The 18678-nt window shown below is 59.6% G+C and carries 17 protein-coding genes and 2 pseudogenes; 14 read left to right on the plus strand and 5 right to left on the minus strand.

Annotated elements, in window-relative coordinates:
• Positions 1-120 precede the first annotated feature (120 nt).
• Positions 121-1166: pseudogene (locus FVF58_RS49190) on the minus strand (IS3 family transposase); the annotation flags it as partial.
• A 636-nt stretch (positions 1167-1802) separates the two neighbouring features.
• Here FVF58_RS49190 and FVF58_RS49200 point away from each other — a divergent pair.
• The 7 genes from FVF58_RS49200 (at position 1803) to FVF58_RS52155 (ending at position 6885) form a co-directional block, all read left to right on the plus strand.
• On the plus strand, positions 1803-2081 hold the full coding sequence (locus FVF58_RS49200) for a hypothetical protein (protein ID WP_149676724.1): 279 nt from the start codon (positions 1803-1805) through the stop codon (positions 2079-2081).
• A 605-nt stretch (positions 2082-2686) separates the two neighbouring features.
• Positions 2687-3412, plus strand: a complete 726-nt coding sequence (locus FVF58_RS55140) for an ATP-binding protein (RefSeq protein ID WP_149676725.1) — start codon at positions 2687-2689, stop codon at positions 3410-3412.
• Positions 3366-3689, plus strand: a complete 324-nt coding sequence (locus FVF58_RS49210) for a response regulator (protein WP_188131207.1) — start codon at positions 3366-3368, stop codon at positions 3687-3689. Before FVF58_RS55140 ends, FVF58_RS49210 begins: the two co-directional genes overlap by 47 nt.
• Positions 3690-4153: 464 nt before the next feature.
• Positions 4154-4870 carry a hypothetical protein gene (locus tag FVF58_RS49215; protein WP_149676727.1) on the plus strand — a complete coding sequence of 239 codons (717 nt, stop codon included), beginning with the start codon at positions 4154-4156 and terminating at the stop codon, positions 4868-4870.
• A 34-nt stretch (positions 4871-4904) separates the two neighbouring features.
• On the plus strand, positions 4905-5381 hold the full coding sequence (locus tag FVF58_RS49220) for a YsnF/AvaK domain-containing protein (protein ID WP_149676728.1): 477 nt from the start codon (positions 4905-4907) through the stop codon (positions 5379-5381).
• 56 nt (positions 5382-5437) lie between these two features.
• Positions 5438-6295 (plus strand): YsnF/AvaK domain-containing protein, encoded by an 858-nt coding sequence (locus tag FVF58_RS49225; RefSeq protein WP_149676729.1) that lies wholly within the window; start codon positions 5438-5440, stop codon positions 6293-6295.
• 413 nt (positions 6296-6708) lie between these two features.
• The gene (locus tag FVF58_RS52155; protein WP_188131208.1) at positions 6709-6885 is read left to right on the plus strand and encodes a hypothetical protein; all 177 of its coding nucleotides are present in this window, start codon (positions 6709-6711) and stop codon (positions 6883-6885) included.
• A gap of 338 nt (positions 6886-7223) precedes the next feature.
• Here FVF58_RS52155 and FVF58_RS49240 read toward each other — a convergent pair whose 3' ends face one another.
• Both FVF58_RS49240 and FVF58_RS52160 read right to left on the minus strand, forming a co-directional pair.
• Complete coding sequence (locus FVF58_RS49240; protein WP_149676731.1) at positions 7224-8420, minus strand: DesA family fatty acid desaturase; 1197 nt, start codon at positions 8418-8420, stop codon at positions 7224-7226.
• 654 nt (positions 8421-9074) lie between these two features.
• Positions 9075-9692 (minus strand): hypothetical protein, encoded by a 618-nt coding sequence (locus FVF58_RS52160; RefSeq protein WP_188131209.1) that lies wholly within the window; start codon positions 9690-9692, stop codon positions 9075-9077.
• Here FVF58_RS52160 and FVF58_RS55145 point away from each other — a divergent pair.
• Together FVF58_RS55145 and FVF58_RS55150 are read left to right on the plus strand one after the other, a co-directional pair.
• Positions 9619-9996: a hypothetical protein gene (locus tag FVF58_RS55145; protein ID WP_149676732.1), complete on the plus strand. Its 378-nt coding sequence runs from the start codon at positions 9619-9621 to the stop codon at positions 9994-9996. The two genes, FVF58_RS52160 and FVF58_RS55145, sit on opposite strands and share 74 nt — an antisense overlap.
• A gap of 127 nt (positions 9997-10123) precedes the next feature.
• Positions 10124-10426, plus strand: a complete 303-nt coding sequence (locus tag FVF58_RS55150) for a transglutaminase-like domain-containing protein (protein ID WP_425469039.1) — start codon at positions 10124-10126, stop codon at positions 10424-10426.
• Positions 10427-10515: 89 nt separating this feature from the next.
• On the opposite strand, the gene FVF58_RS49255 is transcribed toward FVF58_RS55150, so the two are convergent.
• Complete coding sequence (locus FVF58_RS49255) at positions 10516-10707, minus strand: hypothetical protein (protein WP_188131210.1); 192 nt, start codon at positions 10705-10707, stop codon at positions 10516-10518.
• A gap of 110 nt (positions 10708-10817) precedes the next feature.
• On the opposite strand from FVF58_RS49255, the gene FVF58_RS52165 reads away from it, so the two are divergent.
• Both FVF58_RS52165 and FVF58_RS49260 read left to right on the plus strand, forming a co-directional pair.
• Complete coding sequence (locus FVF58_RS52165; RefSeq protein ID WP_188131211.1) at positions 10818-10994, plus strand: hypothetical protein; 177 nt, start codon at positions 10818-10820, stop codon at positions 10992-10994.
• Between the two features lie 84 nt (positions 10995-11078).
• A pseudogene (locus tag FVF58_RS49260) lies at positions 11079-11339 on the plus strand (IS30 family transposase); the annotation flags it as partial.
• 474 nt (positions 11340-11813) lie between these two features.
• Here FVF58_RS49260 and FVF58_RS49265 read toward each other — a convergent pair.
• Entirely contained in the window at positions 11814-13799 is a 1986-nt protein-coding gene (locus FVF58_RS49265) for an AI-2E family transporter (RefSeq protein ID WP_149676734.1), read from the minus strand.
• A gap of 1060 nt (positions 13800-14859) precedes the next feature.
• On the opposite strand from FVF58_RS49265, the gene FVF58_RS49270 reads away from it, so the two are divergent.
• The 3 genes from FVF58_RS49270 to FVF58_RS49280 all read left to right on the plus strand — a co-directional run bounded on the left by FVF58_RS49270 (position 14860) and on the right by FVF58_RS49280 (position 18104).
• Positions 14860-15717 (plus strand): acyl-CoA dehydrogenase family protein, encoded by an 858-nt coding sequence (locus tag FVF58_RS49270; RefSeq protein ID WP_223191242.1) that lies wholly within the window; start codon positions 14860-14862, stop codon positions 15715-15717.
• Between the two features lie 431 nt (positions 15718-16148).
• Positions 16149-16694: a ferritin-like domain-containing protein gene (locus tag FVF58_RS49275; protein ID WP_149676736.1), complete on the plus strand. Its 546-nt coding sequence runs from the start codon at positions 16149-16151 to the stop codon at positions 16692-16694.
• Between the two features lie 702 nt (positions 16695-17396).
• Positions 17397-18104 (plus strand): glycosyltransferase family 2 protein, encoded by a 708-nt coding sequence (locus FVF58_RS49280; RefSeq protein WP_149676737.1) that lies wholly within the window; start codon positions 17397-17399, stop codon positions 18102-18104.
• The last annotated feature ends 574 nt before the right edge of the window (positions 18105-18678 follow it).

The raw sequence follows: 18678 nt of genomic DNA on the forward strand, positions 1-18678 counted from the left end.
GTTATCGAACTCGTCGCGCGCGCTCGTGCACGGCGCCCACACCCCACAATACCAACGGCACAACAGGGCTCTCTAGATTTATCAACGACATAGCGAGGTTGGGCAGTATGAAACACACTTGTACCAGTTCAGGTAATTGCCAATTGAGCGGCGTGCGTGGCCGACCGAGTCGTACGCTTTCAAATAAACCTCTTCATATTTGACGCTGCGCCACACCCGTTCGACGAACACGTTGTCACGCCAGGCGCCTTTCCCATCCATCGACAGGAGAACCTTCCGGCTGAGAACCGCGTCGGTGAATTCGGTTGCGGTGAACTGGCTTCCTTGATCCGTGTTGACGATCTCAGGCAGGCCGTATTTCGCAAACGCTTCCTCCAGCGCCTCGACAGCATGGCAGCTCTCCAGCGTGATCGCCACCCGGTGTGCCAACACCCGGCGGCTCGCCCAGTCCACGACGGCCGTCAGATAGACGAAGCCTCGCGCCATCGGGATATAGCTCGTATCGAGCGCCCAGACCTGATTGGCCCGATCGATCTTCCGGTTCCGCAGCAGGTACGGCCAGATCCTGTGGGCTGCATGCTTGCGGCTCGTGTTTGGCTTGCGATACAACGCCTCGACGCCCATGCGCTTCATCAAGGTGCCGACGTGCCTGCGCCCGACCGTGGTACCTTCGCGACGCAGCAGCCGTGCCAACATTCGCGCCCCGGCAAACGGATGCTCGAGGTGAAGCTCGTCAATTCGGCGCATCAATTTCAGATCCGCTTCGCTGACCCCACGCGACTGGTAATAGGCACTCGAGCGGCTTATGCCTAACAGCCGGGCCTGTTGCGTCACCGGCAGGGCGTGATCACGATCGATCATCGCCTTACGCCCAGCAGTCCCGCCTTGCTGAGCGCGCTTTCTAAAAAATCATTCTCCAACGTCAACTGCCCGATCTTCGCGTGCAACACCTTCACGTCGATTGGCGGTGCAGCTGGGGTCGCGGTGCCCGCGTCGAACACATCGGCAACCCGCTCCTGCAGCTGCTTCTTCCAGTCCGTGATCTGGTTCGGATGGACATCAAATTGCTGGGCCAGCTCTGCCAGCGTCTTGTCGCCCTTGAGCGCTGCAAGTGCCACCTTTGCCTTGAACGCCGGTGAGTGTGTCCGTCGGTTTCGTTTCGTCATCTTCTGGTTCCTTGTCGCCGGCCATTATGACCGACTCACGCCCCAGCTTTTCCACTCAAGGAGCTGTCCGAATTCCCGGAGCCACCTCTCAGTTCGCTGATAATAATTATGTAAAATACGATTGCCCGGCACGAACCGTCTGACGCGCGTCGATTTGCATGAACCTGCCAGATTGCCGTAAGTCCCGCGCCGAAGCGTTCGTACGCGTGAGGCGAATGCGCCATTTTCTGCCGGCGTAGCCAGGCAACCAAGGAACGGCTTTCGTCAGTTTGGGGTACTGAGTGGATTTGGCCGATTGTCACTGCGCCTCTTCCGGGAACGTTGCGGCCCGTCATTGTTGGGTTTAGCCCAAACGCGCCACATCACAGCGTCCTTCCTCCCTGCAACGACAGGCCCGATTTGTATCGAGGAAATGCGGTGGTACTACCCCCGGCCGCTACTCATCGCCAATGGAAACTACACCTGCAGCGTTCTGATGGCGAATGGAGCCTCGCAAGTAGGCGATGCACTTATCATTGCTCTCAATGAATACGATAGGTTGGTGCGAAACACCCCCTCCAGGCAATTGTTGAGGCAAACGAAAAGCGCGCTCGGCTGAGGCGGTCGGCTGGTGTAACTTGCTTACAGGAAAATGTCATGACAGAAGATTCACTCTGCCCGCTTTGCGGAGTGCTCGCGAAACGCGACACCCTCAAATCGCTGGATGGTTACCTCTATATGTGTGGCGAATGCGGGGGCAGCTTTGAAATAGGACACGGAGCGCAACGCCGCGCTGAACGGGGTGAGATGTATCCGAGCGTCGTGGCGGATGTGCGCAGACTAATTGCCGAAGGCAAAATCCCGCGCATTGAACTTGAAGCCGTACAAGCTGCATTTACGGTGCTTCCTGACGTTACCAAAGGCCCGAGCCGGTGAATCTCAGATCCGCGTTGATCAGCCTCGCGATGGGTGCCGTGCGCGCGGCCCGACGATAGCGACGGAACAAGACTGTTCCGGGCCTACAGTTCCGCCCCGCGGTTGGCCTCAGCAGAGGGTACTAGCGGCCATTTTGTCTTGAACGGCTAAGTCCGCTGTTGACGTCGCTGTTCGCGCCGCTATTTGTACGAATATTTAACCCGTTGGTCTTCTCGCTGTTGGAATGGGTGGTCGCAGTGCTGGTAGACCCGGAACCAACACTGGTCCCCGTCCCGGCGTCGGTACGTGTGTCCCCCGGCGAACCGCAGTCCTCCTGGTTCAGGGCCTTCATGGAACCGGCGCCCGCGCCGGATGTTGGGAACCCCGCAACACCATCGGCAGCTTGCGCGCTTGCTACAGACGACAATGCGATGAGAAGAGCCAAAGCAACGAGCGACTTGGTTCTATGTTTCATGGCTTACCCCCAAAGATAGTTTTTCAGGCAAGCGCCTGCCTTCCTATGCATGAGGCGGCGCAATTGTGTGCCTCGCGCCGTTGATTCGTCGCCTTACGCTGTGCGCGTTGGCGCTGATGACTAACCCGACTTCGCACGGGCACTGACCGCGATGACGTCCGCGCAACGTGCAGCAGCGTTGACTCATCGCCTGCTCGCCTTCTCACGACGCCAGCCACTCGCGCCCGAAAATATCGATGTCAACGAACGCGTCAGGTCACTTGAAGACCTGCTCCGCCGAATAGTAGGGGAGCACATCGAAGTCAAACTTGCACTTGAACATGTTGAGTGCAGAAGCAGGTGTGACGCCAACCAGTTGGAAAACGCACTGCTCAACCTTTGTATCAACGCGAAGGACGCGAAGCCAGACGGCGGCATGCTGACCCTCGAAACGTCTCGCGTCCAGGTCGATAGCCTTGATGCCCACAAGCGTCGCGACATGAAGCCGGGGCACTATATCGCCGTGGCGGTCACGGATACTGGCGAAGGCATGCCGCCAGACGTCGTCAAACAGGCCTTCGCGCCATTCTTCACGACGAAGCCTATCGGCCAGGGCACCGGGCTCGGTCTGTCGATGGTCTACGGTTTCGCTGGGCAATCTGGTGGCTTTGCGACAATCGTTAGCCGAGTTGGAGGCGGGACGACCGTTACCCTGTATTTGCCCGAATCCGGCGCTATCGAAGCCAACGAAATAGCCGCGGCCCGCGCCGAGCCCAATTTCGAAACCGGCACGGGGCAGCACATACTCGTCGTCGAAGATGACTCCATCTGTGCGCCAATTGCTAGCGGACATGTTGACCCAGACCGGTTACAACGTCCATCAGGCGGTTGCCGGTAGTTCGGGTCTTGCTGCGCTGGATTCTATGACACGAGTCGACCTTCTGGTGACTGATGTTGGACTGCCCGGCATGAATGGCCACCAGATGGCAGATGCCGTTCGGGCAAAGAGACCGGCGTTGCCGGTGCTCTTCATGACGGGGTATGCCGAAGTAGCGACCGTAGCAAGCGGATTTCTGGGCGAACGCATGCAGATGATTGCCAAGCCGTTCGCCGTGGAAGCGATTGGAGCCAAAATCCGTCAGATGCTCGAAAAGGATGGAGAGAGAGGCTCGTGAACGCTTCGCGCCGGTGCGCAAAGAGACTGGGGCCCGGGGCTGGCGTGAAGCCTCAACTAAACACTTGCCCGCAAACCTACTACCTGGGCCAAGTTCGCGGGTGGCTCCCGTATGCCTCTTGCGCTTCGGGTCTCAGACGGCATATGGCTGCACCGCTGCCTCTTCCGCATGATCAAGTCGGCGCCGCGCATTACGGCTCAAGGACCCAACTTTGAACCCGGAGTTATCAAAGGTACGTTTCGCACGTGCGCGCGCGCCGCGTGCGCAAAGTAATTTCCGCGCAGCTGTCCCCTTGCCCAAGTGGGATCTACGCATATGCATCCACCTACGTTGGTTCCAAACCTCAATCGGGTGAACGCAATGAGAGCGGACAGCCAGGTACACCCGTTGCGCTATCAGCTTTGCCATCAATCGGAGCATTCGCTCCAGTCTATCCACGCACTCCAACCGTTCAGGACTTATCTATGCGACTCCTCACTACCCATGGCGGTCTACCGCGCGTGTCATGGGGTGCCGTCATCGCTGGCGTCATTCTCTCCCTGACCGTGTACCTCATCCTCAGCGTGCTCGGTGCCGCGATAGGAATGTCTGCGCTGTCTCCGCTGTCACGCCCCAACCCGCTACAGGGTTTTGGCTTCGGCTCCGGCGCTTATCTCATTGTGATGACGGTCATCGCAGTTTTTACCGGTTCTTACTTCGCGGGCCGCTGCGCGCCGGTGCTTGGATGGCTTCATGGGCTGCTTGCGTGGGCGGTCATGATTCTCGTGGTTGTCTATAGCGCCACGTCCCTCGTCGGAAGTGCGGTCAGCGCAGCCGGAAGCGTAGCGTCGACCGGTGCGACGGTCGGTGCGGCAGCAAACTCGTCCGGAGCTGCTGGCACAATGGCTGGCTCATTGACGCAACGCGTACAAGGCGCGATCGCCTCTGCCACAGCTGAAGCGTCAAGTCCACAAGCCGAAACCGACGCACGTCAGGCAGCAGATACCGCAGCACGCGGCGTAGCACGCGCTTCATGGTTTTCGTTTGCAGCACTCATTGTCGGCGCAATTATCTCCATTGCTTCTGGCCACGCAGGGTTTCGTCATCAACCGCCGTTGGAAGAAGCCGGCGGTGCATCGAGCGATGACGTCCTCTCGCGACGCGGCCCAGACCGCCCAATGCCGGGCCACCGAGCCGTCTGATCGGTGTCGTTGACAATCCTTTGAAGGAGCCGCCATGGCCGACAAAAAAGACGCCTCCGGCCCGGGACCCGCATCACCCGCTGCCGCGATGAATGTCACTGCAATCGAGGAGCGGCTGCGTGTCGATGTCGAGCAGCAGGAAACGGCAACCGTCCGGGTTCGAACCATCGTCCACAAAGACCTGAAGGAGATACCGGTTGTAGTCAGGCGTCGTGTGGTCACGATTGAGCGCGTCCCCGCGAACCGGATGGTTGATGCCGAATTCGGGCCGTTCCAGGAAGGACACATTCTGGTGGTCCCGGTCTTCGAATATGTTCCGGTTACCGAAATGAAATTGATGCTGAAGGAAGAAATTCGGATTGGCCTTCAGGAAATTGAAGAAGCGAGCGTGCACGAGGCCGAAGTGCAACGGCAGGAAGTCGTAGTGGAGCGGCGAACCGGAACAGATGGAGACTGGGGTGCGCAACTCGCGGCACCGTCCTCCGACGATGGTGAGCAGTCGGCGCTTTAAGGAATAGAAGTTCAGTCTGGCTGAGGTTAAGCCACTCACACTCTTGGAGTACAAAAATGTCACAGGTCCTCGTAGGTGTATTCGATTCATTTGAACAGGCCGATCAGGCGCTGGAACAGTTGACGCAGACCGGGATTGCCAGAAGCAATATGGAAGTTCACGCGAACAACCAGACCGCTCATGAACTGACGGAGGAAACCCGCGTTGAGCGATCAGCTGCGCACACCGAAGAGAGTGCCTCGTACAAGATCGGACGTTTCTTTGGCCACCTTTTTGGCGGCGGCGAACACCCTGCCGAGGTCGGCCATTATCAGGAAGCCGTGCGCCGTGGCGGTGCCATTCTTACCGTGATCGTTCTTGATGAACCACAGATGATAGCGGTTCGCTCGGCACTGCACGAGGCTGGCGCGGTGGATATCGAAGAGCGCGTTGCCCAATGGAAAAACACGGGTTACGAGGGATACGATCCGAGTGCAGCGCAATACTCCGCGGACGATACGGCAGCCGAGCGCAAATCCTTCGCCGTTGTACGCGAATCGCTCGAGGTGGGCAAGCGCGAAATACAGACCGGTGGCGTACGCGTCTACTCACGCGCCACCGAAACACCCGTCAGCGAGGCGGTCACCTTACGCGAAGAGCACGCAACGATCGAACAGCGACCAGTGGACCGTATTGCCACAGTCGAGGATCTAAAGGCGGCATCCGTCGAAGTGCGGGAGACAGCCGAACACGCGGTCGTGGCCAAGACTGCTCACGTGGTCGAGGAAGTGACTGTCGGCAAGGAGGCTTCGGAGCGCACAGAGACGATCAACGAGACGCTTAGAGGCACAGAAGTGGAAGTCGAGCGTGTCGAAGGCGTGCCGTCGGGTTTGCCCGGCGACCAGGCAGACTCGCTTCCGGTAACACGACCCTGACGACAGTCGGCGGCCCGCGTCGGCAGCATGTCGCAGCTGACCCGGCCGCCAGCCCAATGCTTCCTTGATGGAGTCTGATATGAAAAATCCATGGACTAAAAAGAACCCCTTTCTCAGCATGTGGCTGAGCGGTGCGAATACGGTGGCGGGCTCGGCGAGAGGTCACGCCACGGCAGCAGCCAAACGCGGAACCGCAGCTTTCTGGACTGCTGCGTTGACGCCCCCGAACCCGAAGTCGAAGCCGAAGAAGAAAGCGCGACGTTGAGCTGTGGATCCGAAAATTGGCAGTTTGAAGGTGCCGCCGCGCGCCGTTCCGTTGGAGGATGTCACGACACTGCGTATGACTACTCCCTGCCTGACCTGACGGGCGGCAATGTTCTCACCATTGACGGCGTGTAGGCGGATCGACTTCCGTGGAAGCGTCCGATGCACGCCGAGTGTTTACCGCTGCCGGGCGGCCGTGCCGACCACTTCACGCGAGCTGCTCGCTGGCGACGATGCTGCTCGAAGACATCGAATACGAGATCGCTCATCTGGCGAAGAACCCGGCGTCGCATTCGACCGCCGGTCTGCCCTTCCGCCACGATTGATATCGTCGGCGCAAGGGGCACACGAAACGAATAACACAGTCACCACCGCAGCTGCGCTGCCGACGGTGGACGCCGCGAAACGCCGAAAATACCTGAGCGTCACGGCGATCGGGTTGATGACGGCGGCCGTCGTCACGAGTCCGCGCGGACTTCCACTGCTGGCGAAGGGGAGATGACGATGTTCGACGTCTGGTTTTGGATCAAAGCAGCCGTCAAGCTTCGAGGCGTGGCAGCGCCCGGTGCGCCCATCAAGCTCCGGCGCGAGCCCGCTTTCCTGCCGCTGGCCTTTGTCATTGCGGAGATCGCCGGCGAGGCTGCGATCGATATGATCTATGGCATCAGCCGTAATGGCGAAGATACAGCGAAAATTGTCTCAAGGCGTCGATGCGACTTTGTTCCGCACGACGGCACCAGTCCTGCAACTGACAGAGTAGCTGTTCTCGAGAGAGATTCGAGCGCTCCCAGATTGCCGACAGATCCTCGCGCAATTCGACATAGACACGAAGCGTGGGGGCGTTGTCGTATAGCCCCGTGGGCGCCAGGTGGCAGGTTCCATCTTGTCCCGCCTGCCCGTCGCGAAACCATTTTTTTACGCCGCGCATAACCAGGGCTCTTTCGCGGCTGCTGATGTGCTTCATCTGCGCAAGTTCCTGCCGGTAGGCGCGCTCAGCCGTTCGCGCATAGCTTGCCATCACCTCGTAGCGGTTTCGAAGTACGGCTTGCAGCGTATCGTCGTCGAGCGCCGTCTTGCCTTTGACCGGATGCGGCTTCGGCGCCACTTTCCTGACCGTGGCCAGCCCAAGCGCAGAAAGGACGCAAATATACATCCAGCCGATGTCGAACTCGTACCATCTGTCCGACAGCTTTGCGGATGTTGCATACGCGTGGTGATTGTTATGAAGTTCTTCGCCGCCGATCAGGATGCCGATGGGCATCACGTTCGTGCTCGCATCGGGAGGACCGAAGTTGCGGTAACCCCAGAAATGACCCACCCCGTTGACCACGCCGCCCGCCCAGAAAGGAATCCACATCATCTGGATGGCCCACACTGACACGCCGACGACTCCAAACAGCGCGACATCGATCACGATCAGCAGGCTGACTCCGAAGTTCGGATACTTCGCATAGACGTTCCGTTCCATCCAGTCGACCGGCGTGCTGTGGCCGAACCGGCGCAATGTTTCCTCGTTCTTCGCTTCAATGCGATAGAGTTCGGCACCGCCAAGCAGTACCCTCCAGATGCCGCGGATCTGTGGGCTATGAGGATCCTCTTGCGTCTCGCACTTCGCGTGGTGCTTGCGGTGGACCGCAGCCCACTTGCCCGTCACCATTCCTGTCGTCATCCACAGCCAGAAACGGAAAAAATGGCTGGCGAGAGGATGCAGGTCAAGTGCGCGGTGCGCCTGGCAGCGGTGCAGGTAGACCGTCACACTGATGATGGTGATATGCGTCGACACCAGCGTGGCCAGCAGGACCTGCCACCACAAAAAGTTAAGCAGGCCGTCCGAGAAGAATGCGAGTGAAGTGCTAAACAAGGAGACCTTCCTTCTACAACAACGTAGCGCCGATCCGAGGACGTGTTGCTACTGGCCTTACGGTCCAGACAGGCAAGGAGCGCGCGCGGCAATAGAGTTGGGGCCAACCGACTGCCATAAATCAGGCGCGGTAAGCACAGGAGCGGTGATGATGAAAAGCGTTAGTGGGTTCATGTCGGTCATCCCGGTTATCCATTCGAATGGGCGACGGCATTTGGACATCGGCGATGCTGGCATTGCCGATTCAGGTGCGCCCCTACCGCCATGTCCTGCAGTGCGCGTGACCTTAACGATGTCCGAATCCGTACGAGACGTCGGTACGGTGCCGCACCGGTTGCCAATACGTCACGGGTGTCGCGAGTGGCTCGCCTGTCCACCCATTCTGGTGACATCGACGTAATTTATCCGCGCGATGCCGGCGTGCGGGTGACGCAGCGGAAGTGAATTCCGCCTTCGACGGAGCATCTACCCGGCGGTTTTCTCCAGTTAGCCGCCCCTGCCGTTCGCCGACTACCGCAATTAGAGAGTCCCTGCGCCCGCGCATCCTCAGGAACAGGCGTTGCGGCATCCCGGTTTCATGAACCCAGGCAGTCCTGGGTTCACTCTTTCCAGACTTTTAACTAGACAGGTCTTGGCCCGGCGAATCGGACCGCCTTAAAGATACTTCCCCCTCTTGATGGAGTTTGACATGAAAAATCCATGGACTAAGAAGAACCCCTTCCTGAGCATGTGGCTAAGCGGTGCCAATTCGGTGGCGGGCTCGGCGAGAGGTCGCGCAACGGCCGCAGCGAAACGCGGAACCAGCGCTTTCTGGAGTGCGGCGCTGACGCCGCCCAAACCAAAGAAGAGGAAAGCACGACGCTGAAGCGAGCGCCGGGAAGACGCGTACTGACTGCGCCACTGGCGATAGACATTGTGGATGGCATCATGGCATTGCGAACGATTACTCACGTCACCTGCCCGTGCGGGCATCACGGCTCGATCGTCGAAAGCAGATACGACGATGCCCGATCGCACTGGTACCTCGCGACGCTGCGCGAACTGGCTCACAACGGAATTTACGATGGTCTCGATCCCCTCTTTTCGGAGACCACGCCTTCGTGCCCCGCATGTGGAAGATCGTTGGGACCGGAGCACACAACTCGTGGCGAGCGCCGTGCCATAAGCGATCCGGTTGCTTTGTAAAGGGGGGAAAGCCATGAACCTACGCGTCGGATTTGAACTGGTCTTCTCGTGCAGCCAGCACACGCCAATGCTGCTCATGCTGAACATGCACTCCTCCCACGTGAATGATGTGATCGTGCCCGATCGCGTGCGGATCGATCGCCCCCTATCGTTGACCCAATATCACGATTCATTCGGGAATCTTTGCAGCCGAATCGTTACGCCATCCGAGGGTTATCTCACGCTATCAACCGAGGCATTGCTCAATGTGTCGGACAGCCCGGAACGGCCCGCTCCGGACAACTCCCCAGAGTCAGGTGGAGCATCTACCCGACGAGTGCATCCAGTTTCTCCTGGGAAGCAGATATTGCGAAACCGACCTGCTATCGAACACGGCATGGGCGATGTTTAGTGGCACGCCGGCGGGACGGTCGCGTGTGCAGGCGATCTGCGACTAAGTGCATCGGCATATTGTTTTTGGCTACCGACCGGCGCGACCCACCAGGACAGCATTCGAAGCATATCGTGAACGAGTCGGTGTGTGCCGGGATTATGCTCATTTGGCAGTCGCACTATGTCGCGCGATGAACATTCCTGCGCGCTATTGCAGCGGCTACACTAGCGACGTTGGTCTCCCGCGCCGCCCTACGCGCCAATGGACTTTTGCGCGTGGTTTGAGGATTATAGGCGGTCGCTGGCAAACCTTTGATCCGAGAAACAACACGCCTCGAACCGGGCGTGTACAGATGGCACGAGGTCGTGATGCGACCGACGTTGCGCTGAGCAATGCCTTCGTGCCTGCCCTGCTCGTCAAGTTTGAAGTCCTCTGCGAGCCGCAGTGATTGCGGGTTCGTAGATGCCGCCTCGCGGACGCGACGTTGACGGGCAGCCACCAATCGCCCCACTATCAGCCGGGTCGCATCCTTTCGAACTATTCAAGCACTACCACCTGTCGAATCGCTTTGCCTCCGTGTAGCAGATCAAAACCATGATTGATCTCTTCAAGCGTCAGACGACCGGTGAGCAGTTTGTTCACCCGCAGCCTGCCCTGCGTGTAAAGATCGATGTAATGGGGAATGTCGCGCGCCGGGACGCACGTGCCGATATGGCTGCGCGACTTCATGTGATAAGGCACGCGCCCCCAACAGATCCAGCTTTCCAGCCAGCGGTGACCGTTGGCCGCTGGTGCCTTTACGCGGGCGCGCGCCTGCCTTCTCCTTGCCGGAGTCTTCCATGAACGCAGGTACTCTGAAATATCGTCCGCTCCTTCGTTACAAGTCCGGAACCCCGAACGTCTACGACTGGATGGTCGGCGCCGTTGCTGGACTTGAGAAAGTTGCGAGTTTGAACTCCCTAAGCGTTAAGACGTCGCTGGAGGAACAACGGATTCTTGACCTTGCCCCTGTTTGACGAATCCCATAACCGAGGGACTTATGCGGCCTCGCCTTGTTGGGCTGCCAGCCAGTTCTTCTCGAACGTCATGGGGCTGACGTAGTCGAGTCCGGGGTAAAGGTATTCTTCGCCGACCCGCACAGTCCATGGCAACGCGGCACGAACGAGAACACGAACGGCCTTCTGCGACAATACTTTCCAAAGGGCACAGACCTGTCCAGGTGGAGCGCTCGAGAGATCCTGACCGTTGCCAATGCACTGAATACCAGACCCCGGAAAACGCTTGGCTGGAAGACACCTGCCGAAGCACTGGACGAGTATCTAAAATCTGTTCAACAATCTAGTGTTGCGACGACCGGTTGAATCCGCCTAATATCCTGCGGCAGCAATTCGCGGATAACCACTGAGCGGCCTTGCAGCCGGTCGGCACGCCATCGTTCCCCGAGAAATGGCGCAAGGTAACGACCTTCGACCACAGGCTCTGAGTTACCTTTCGGCATGTTGACGCCGGGGTATCGCGGGGCCGCGGCCATTAGGCACTCCTTTACGTCGATCAGGCACAGATCGTCCTCCGGGAGTGCCGTGTCTGTCCCCGCGCGTCTCATGCCATTCATAGAACTGCATGGTGTGGCCACGGACATCGGCGTGTGCCGAGCGCGCCATCTTCGCGTTACGCATCGCGCTTAGCACGGCTTGCAGCCGCCCGAAGTCAGGAGGCTTTCTGGTCCGTATCCCACTTTTTGGCCATACTGTTCTCCGCGGACAACATCGCTCCGGATTGCGACGGCGGGAGCCGATCGCGACCGGACCAATTGGAGGCGAGAAACCCGGCGGTGCTCAAATTGAGTCTGGAGACAACCTGTCTGATTCCGCTGTGAACGAAGCGTGGTGCATCTCGTCGCCTGTTGGTGTCTTTGTTTGTAGAGCTGCGTCAGATGAACTTTCCGGCCGGCCCAGCTCTATCAACTGCCTGAACGACGAGACAGCGAGGGCAACGGTGCCACGGTGTTCCTGGGTATCCTGCGGCGTGTCCGACATGAAACCGAGAATGAGCGTGGCGGCCGGCGCACGCTGGTGAAGGCGTCGGAGCAGAATGCGTAGATACGCGCTCGACTGTCCCGCATCGAGTGAAACAACGCAGATCGTCGTCACAGCCGACAGATTCACTTCTGCCAATCTCTTGCGAGAGAATTGCGCATAGTCGGCGAGGTCCGTCTGGATTCCCTCCCGTGCCAGAAGCTGGACCGTGGCCGCCGCTAGTAGCTCATCCAGCCCTCCCCGGCCGGCAACGCAAAGAACCGGGCTGCCCGTTTGCGGTGCCGTCTCCCGCGCCCCATCTGTGATAGTAGAGAGGGCGGGCGCGGGTGCCAGCGGCGGAAACCGTGCATCGAACCCGGCTGATGCCAGCACCTCCTCCTTAACCGGTTCGTCAATATCTTCAAGTCCGTCGATGATATCGAGGAGTGCTTCCGTGATACGCATGAGCTGATCAGGCGGGATTACCCCGCGCATCATGTCGCTATGCGCAAGCTGTAGCCCCTGCAGCATGACACTGTCGTAGTAATCCACCAGACTCATGTCCTTAAGCAGCGTTTCGGCCTGCTTCAGCGCTTCTTCAGGATCGTCCGCCAATATCCGTTGATAAAAGTTGGCCGGAGGGGCGAGTGGCGGTCGATCCCCGAGAAGGACTTCGAGGAACTCCAGTTTGTCGACATGGCGTCCAAGAATTACAAGGCACAGTGTAAGAGGTGTGGAGAGAACGAGCCCCACGGGCCCCCAGATCCAGCTCCAGAATATGGCGGCCACAATTACCGCGACGGGCGACAGCCCCGTACTGTGTCCGTACAGCAAAGGTTCGATAACCTGGCCGGTGATCAGGTCAGTCGCGGCGAAGAGCGCCACCGTCCACAATAGCATCGACCAGTCAGGCCCTGCAGCCGCGAGCGTAAGAGCAAGAAGGGCTGCGATCCATGTCCCGATATAAGGCACGAACCGGAGAAGCGCAGTCAGCACACCGAATAGCACCGCGCCCGGAACGCCGATGATAGCCAAGCCGATCGAGATGACGAATCCTACACCCACATTGACGCCGAACTGGGTCAGAAAATAGCGGCTGAGCCGATGAGCGGCTTCGTCCATCGCGATCGTAGCGCGATGCAGATCACGAGAACCGAACAGTCTGATCAGCCGGTCGCGCAGATCCTCTCGCTGAAGGAGAATGAAGATGGCAACGACGAACACGATGCCCGCCGTCTCGAGCGGGCTAATCACCGGCGACAGAAACCGCTGCGCGAGGGCGAACGGAGACGGTGGTGGTTCCTGGACCGCAACGGGCAAGGGTGCCTTGTCCTGCTGCTTCGCTGCGCCGGAAACTGATGCAGTTTCCGGCTTCCGGGCTGGCGCCGCGCGTTTGAACAGGTTCGACGCGCTCCCAAGCAGATCCTCGGCGCGTCCCACCGTGGCACCCTGGACGCTTTGGACCTTTTTCTCGACGGCGGTCTGGTAGCGCGGCAGATCCGCCCCAAGTTGCGCGACCTGCGCACCGATGAGAGTTCCAATGCCACCCATTACGGCCAGGGCCAGGACCACCGCGATAACAACTGAAGGAAGCTGGCCCAACCGAAGCCGCCGGAGTTGGTCTACCAGAGGTGCCAAGAGAAAACTTAGCAGAACGGCCAGCGTAACGGGTACCAGTACTTCGCGCCCAAGGTCGAGCGCGCCGATAACAACCACGGCCGTGATCAGGGACGTCAGTTGCCGGAGATTAGGGGCCTCGGGAGATGTAACCTTGGTAGCGGGCCAGTTGGGCCGGTTCGAGGCCATTCCAGACTCCTCGGGAGGTAAGGCGAAGGGCGCTTCCTCCCCTCAAAACATCGCAATCGCGGCGCGGATCTGTTCGCGGATCGGATACGGATCTGCTCAGCACTATTTGTGCCGCACGCGCACGGGTCGTCGTGGCCAGCCGTGCGCGTAGTATGTTGAGTTTCGGCCCGAATGTCGGACGCAACGCAAGGTCACTTCGATAGCGGAGATGCCCGGATCATGCAGAAATTTGCATCGTTTGCAGGTATTGCACTCGCCATACAGCGGAATCACGACCGGCTACAGACAGCTCTCGCAAAACAGGAATGGTGACGCGCAAGATGGACCATCGGGTCCATAGCGTGTTCCGGTTCGCCGATGCGATGATTCAGATTGGCAAGCGGTCAGCGACTTCGAGGCAGACTTGGCCGACACACTCCAGGCCGCCTACGCGCCCTTGCCGCTTCGCATTCATTTGTTTCGACAAGGTATCGGGACAGGTTAGACATGTCACGACCAGTCACTGCCACTTTGTACGGTCAGCCTGCGACGCGTACGGTGTATTGCAGACGCTTGTTATGTATAAACATGGCGCTTCTCCCGTGACCGGCGTGAGGCAATGGTTTTCCACCGTGAAGAACGCGACCCAATAGGGGCCGGCCATGCCGGAGTGGGAATGCCGATTGCGACTCGGAGTGCAGGCTCCGACGCGTTGACCGCGGCGACTGCAAACCGATCGCATTCATTCTCTTGTCGCGTTCGCGTTCAACCCGCCTTCACCTGAAATGGTGCGGTGTCGTTTAAGTGCCGCGACAGGCAGTGTCACGCCGGCAATGCGGGCAAGGCTCGCGACCATAGTCGCCAGGCTTGGCGCGCTGCTCAACAACGTCGCGTACATCACCGCTGATATGTCATGCCAGACTATCTAAACGACTATTCTGCACTTGATGGCATTCTGGGCAAGCTGGAGCTTCCGTGCCGGAGCGTCAACGCACTCGCGGGGGCGAGCGCAGCGTTGACCGCATCGTGTTACGACCTGCCGTTGCCTGGCCACGGCGCCACGCTGGCGCGCTGGCGTGCCTTGGCAACGATCGCCGGCCGCGACCTGTCGCTCTTGAAAATCTATGAATCGCACACGGACGCGCTCGCGATTCTTGCCGAATTGCGAGCGCCGATCCAGCTCGAGCCCGGGTGTATCTGGGCTGTGTGGGCGGCCGAGCCGCCTGACGCAGTCTTGCGAGGAGACCGCGACGGCGATGCGGTAATGACGCTTGCTGGCACCAAGGCGTGGTGCTCGGGAGCGGCTTTCGTCACCAACGCGCTTGTGACCTGCCGCGACTCGCGGGGGGAGAGATGGCTTGCCGCCGTCAACCTTCGGCAGCCCGGTATCCATGTAACCGAACGAGGCTGGCACGCGATCGGTATGGCAGCAACACAAAGTGTTGAAGTCGAGTTTGACGCTGTACCCGCCATACCTGCCGGCGGATCGGGCGAGTATCTGAGCCGCCCCGGATTCTGGCAGGGCGCAGCGGGTATTGCGGCCTGCTGGTACGGCGCCGCGGCCGCGCTCGGGAACGCTCTGCGGCAAGCGGTAATGCATCGCGACGATCCTTATCGGCGCGCACACCTGGGGACGGTCGATGCAGCACTCACCGGTGCCGCGGCCGTATTGCGCGACGGGGCCGCGTGGATCGACGGCAACCCTTATGGAAATGCGATGAAAGTCGCACTTCGTACCCGTAGCGTGACAGAAACGGCGGTCTGCACGGTTCTGGAGGCGACAGGACGGGCATTGGGTGCAACGCCCTTTTGTCGGGACCGCTGGTTTGCGCAGATGAGCGCCGACTTGCCAGTTTTTGTGAGGCAGAGCCACGCGGAGCATGATCTCGCTGCGCTCGGCCAGTCGGTTGTGCGCGATCACGACGAGTGGTCGCTATGACAACGCGCCTGCAGTATTTTGACGACAAGTTCCGACGCGACGATGCCCCCTGGCGATGCAACACCGGTTGGTATGAGCGGCGCAAACGCGCGCTCGCGCTGGCTGCACTACCACGTGAGCGCTTCAGTCATGGGTTTAGGCGGGGTGCGGTCACGGTGCGCTCTCAGTGGAACTTGCATCGTATTGTCGAACACGTCGAACCGGATTTCATACTCGAACTCTGGTCGAAGTGCGCTCGCTCCGTCGCGCAATGGGAGGACCTGGTGATAGTCATCGCGAAAAGGGCCATGAGGTCTGGCTTATTCCGTGTGCTCCCTGCTGGGTGCTGGCGGAGAGGATGACCTGTTATTCCGCATTTTGAGCCGTCATTCTGGTCGGCCTCGGTGGATGTGCAGATCAACGTTTTTACTCCAAATTTCAAGGAGATTCCCATGTCCCAGAAACCCTTCTTGACGGACGTCCAGACCCTGCGCAAGCGGGCCCGTCAGCATATCGACGAAGGTGCGGTAACGGCTGGCTATGAGGCGGACCGCGAAACTGTCCTGAAACTACTCAACGACTCGCTGGCCACAGAAATCGTCTGTGTGCTGAGATACCGGCGCCATCACTTCATGGCAAAGGGACCTGCATCCAAAAGCATTGCCGATGAATTTCTGGTCCATTCGAACGAGGAGCAGGGTCATGCCGATCAGATCGCAGAACGCATTGTCCAGTTGGGTGGGGAACCCAACTTTGCACCCGACGGATTGGTGAGCCGGAGCCACGCTGAATATGTGGAAGGCACATCCCTCGAGGACATGATCAAGGAGGATCTTGTTGCGGAGCGCATCGCCATCGACAGTTATCGCGAAATCATCCAGTACCTGGGAGAAAAGGACCCGACGACGCGGCGCATGATGGAGGGAATCCTCGCAGTGGAAGAGGAACACGCCGACGACATGGCGGATTTGCTGGGCGGCATGTCGGCAAAGACCTGAGCGGGCGGGGCAGGCACGAATGGGATGAGATGAAAGACGCTTTGAAACTATATGTAGGCGCCCAGAACTGGCGCCGCGCAATCAGACTCGTCGGTTGCACGGCGCCAGAGGGTATAAGTCCCGAAGCGGCCATGACGCACGTCATTACGCCGGTCGTATCGTTCCACACCCCGGCCAATGCATATCGGCGGCAATGCCGCAACGCTGCCAGCGGTTGGCGACTCGCGCGGCGATGGGAGTCGGCGCTTGGCGGTTCAATGTAGTCACGCTGAACACCGCCATGTGCTACCGGCACTGCGGAACGATCATGCCGGGGCGGAAGGGCGCCGGCTGTCAACGTCGCCGAGCCGCTGTGACCGCCTGCCTTGGGCACTGGGCCACCGGCATCATGGGCGATGCCGGTCTGGCGGACGTCGGAACGCCTGCCGACCGTTGCGATCGATCCCTACGGACAGCACGCGCGCGCACTCCACTGCAGAACACCTCCAATCTCGCGCTCGGTCCAAAAATTGCTGGCTCGTGGGAACATCTGGAGAAGACAGGGCGGCCCAGGGCGCGTGTGAGGATGCGTTCTGAGCGCACAAGTACGTGGGGTTTCCACCTTCTATCCGCCATCAGTACAGCGGACAACGCGGCAGTGTTCTTCCATCGGTCCATCAAGTTCGTGTGCGCACGGACAGAACAACAAAAACGGAGTGCAGCATGATCGGCATCATTATTCCGGCCCACAACGAGGGCCGCTGCATCGGGAAGTGCGTTAGCGCCGCGATGCTGGCGGGGCGCCACATGCAGCTCAGCGGCGAGGATGTACAGGTGACTGTCGTGCTGGATACGTGCATGGACGACACCGGCCAGATTGCCGCATCACTGGGCGCGCAGATCATCGAGGTCGTGGGCCGCAATGTCGGCATGGCCCGTGCGTCGGGCGCTCGCGCTGCGCTGGAAAGCGGTGCACGGTGGCTCGCCTTCACGGATGCCGACTCTGTGGTTCCTCCGGACTGGCTCGTCCAGCAGTTGCGCTGCAGCGCGGACGCGGTATGCGGCGTAATCAGCGTTCACGACTGGTCAGGACACTGCGACGCGGTGCGGGAAGACTTTCTCAGGACATACTGCGACGCTGACGGCCACCATCACATTCACGGTGCGAACATCGGCGTCGCCGCGGCCGCATACCTTAGAGCCGGCGGGTTTCCGTTGCTTGAGTCTAACGAAGATGTCGCCTTCGTCCAGGCGCTGATTGATACCGGCGCCACTATCGCGTGGACCGCATCGACGCGTGTCGTGACAAGCGCACGGATGGACTGCCGGGCTCGCCGGGGATTCGGCGCAACGTTACGGGAGGTCAGCAGACGATTGGCGCCACTGGGCTGGCCCCGCGCCGCATTCTTCGATGAATGCGAGCCAGAGTGAATAGCCGTCGAGAGTCTATCAATGATGCTAGCGACGCCCACACCGGCGCTAGGCATATCGGTACTTTTGCTAGCGCATCTTGGGAGGCGGCCGCTACTCACTGCTCAATGTTCAGGATGAGATCAGGCGCCTACCGACGAAAGAGTCAGGGATCAGGACACGATCCCGGCGAGCGCAAGAAAACTATGCAACAGGTCATATTCTCTTGTGAACCGCCTCCAGCGACGGATCGGCGCGTGCATACATCGCATCTCGAAGTCGTTTGTCCTTTACTGAGCGCCTGTGTCGCGAGGAGAGCCGGGACGGAGCACGCCGTTACGCAGCAGTTGCCCATCACGCCGGCGATTAGCGGTGGCGAGTGCGTGCTCCCGATCCCACTCTTCCTTCATCGCCAACGAAGTGCTTGACCCGGCCATGTGACAAACATGAAGCGTCGCAGCCTCTTTTAACATATATTAGCCTGGACTGCACCTGACAGGTGGTCGGGGAAGCCAGGGAGAAACTGATTCAGTGAGGGATCAGTTTCTCCCTGGCGAGTTCGAGTGAATCGAGAAAGGTGCGCATGGGCGTCTTG

This window comes from Paraburkholderia panacisoli (assembly GCF_008369935.1).
GTDB lineage: Bacteria > Pseudomonadota > Gammaproteobacteria > Burkholderiales > Burkholderiaceae > Paraburkholderia > Paraburkholderia panacisoli.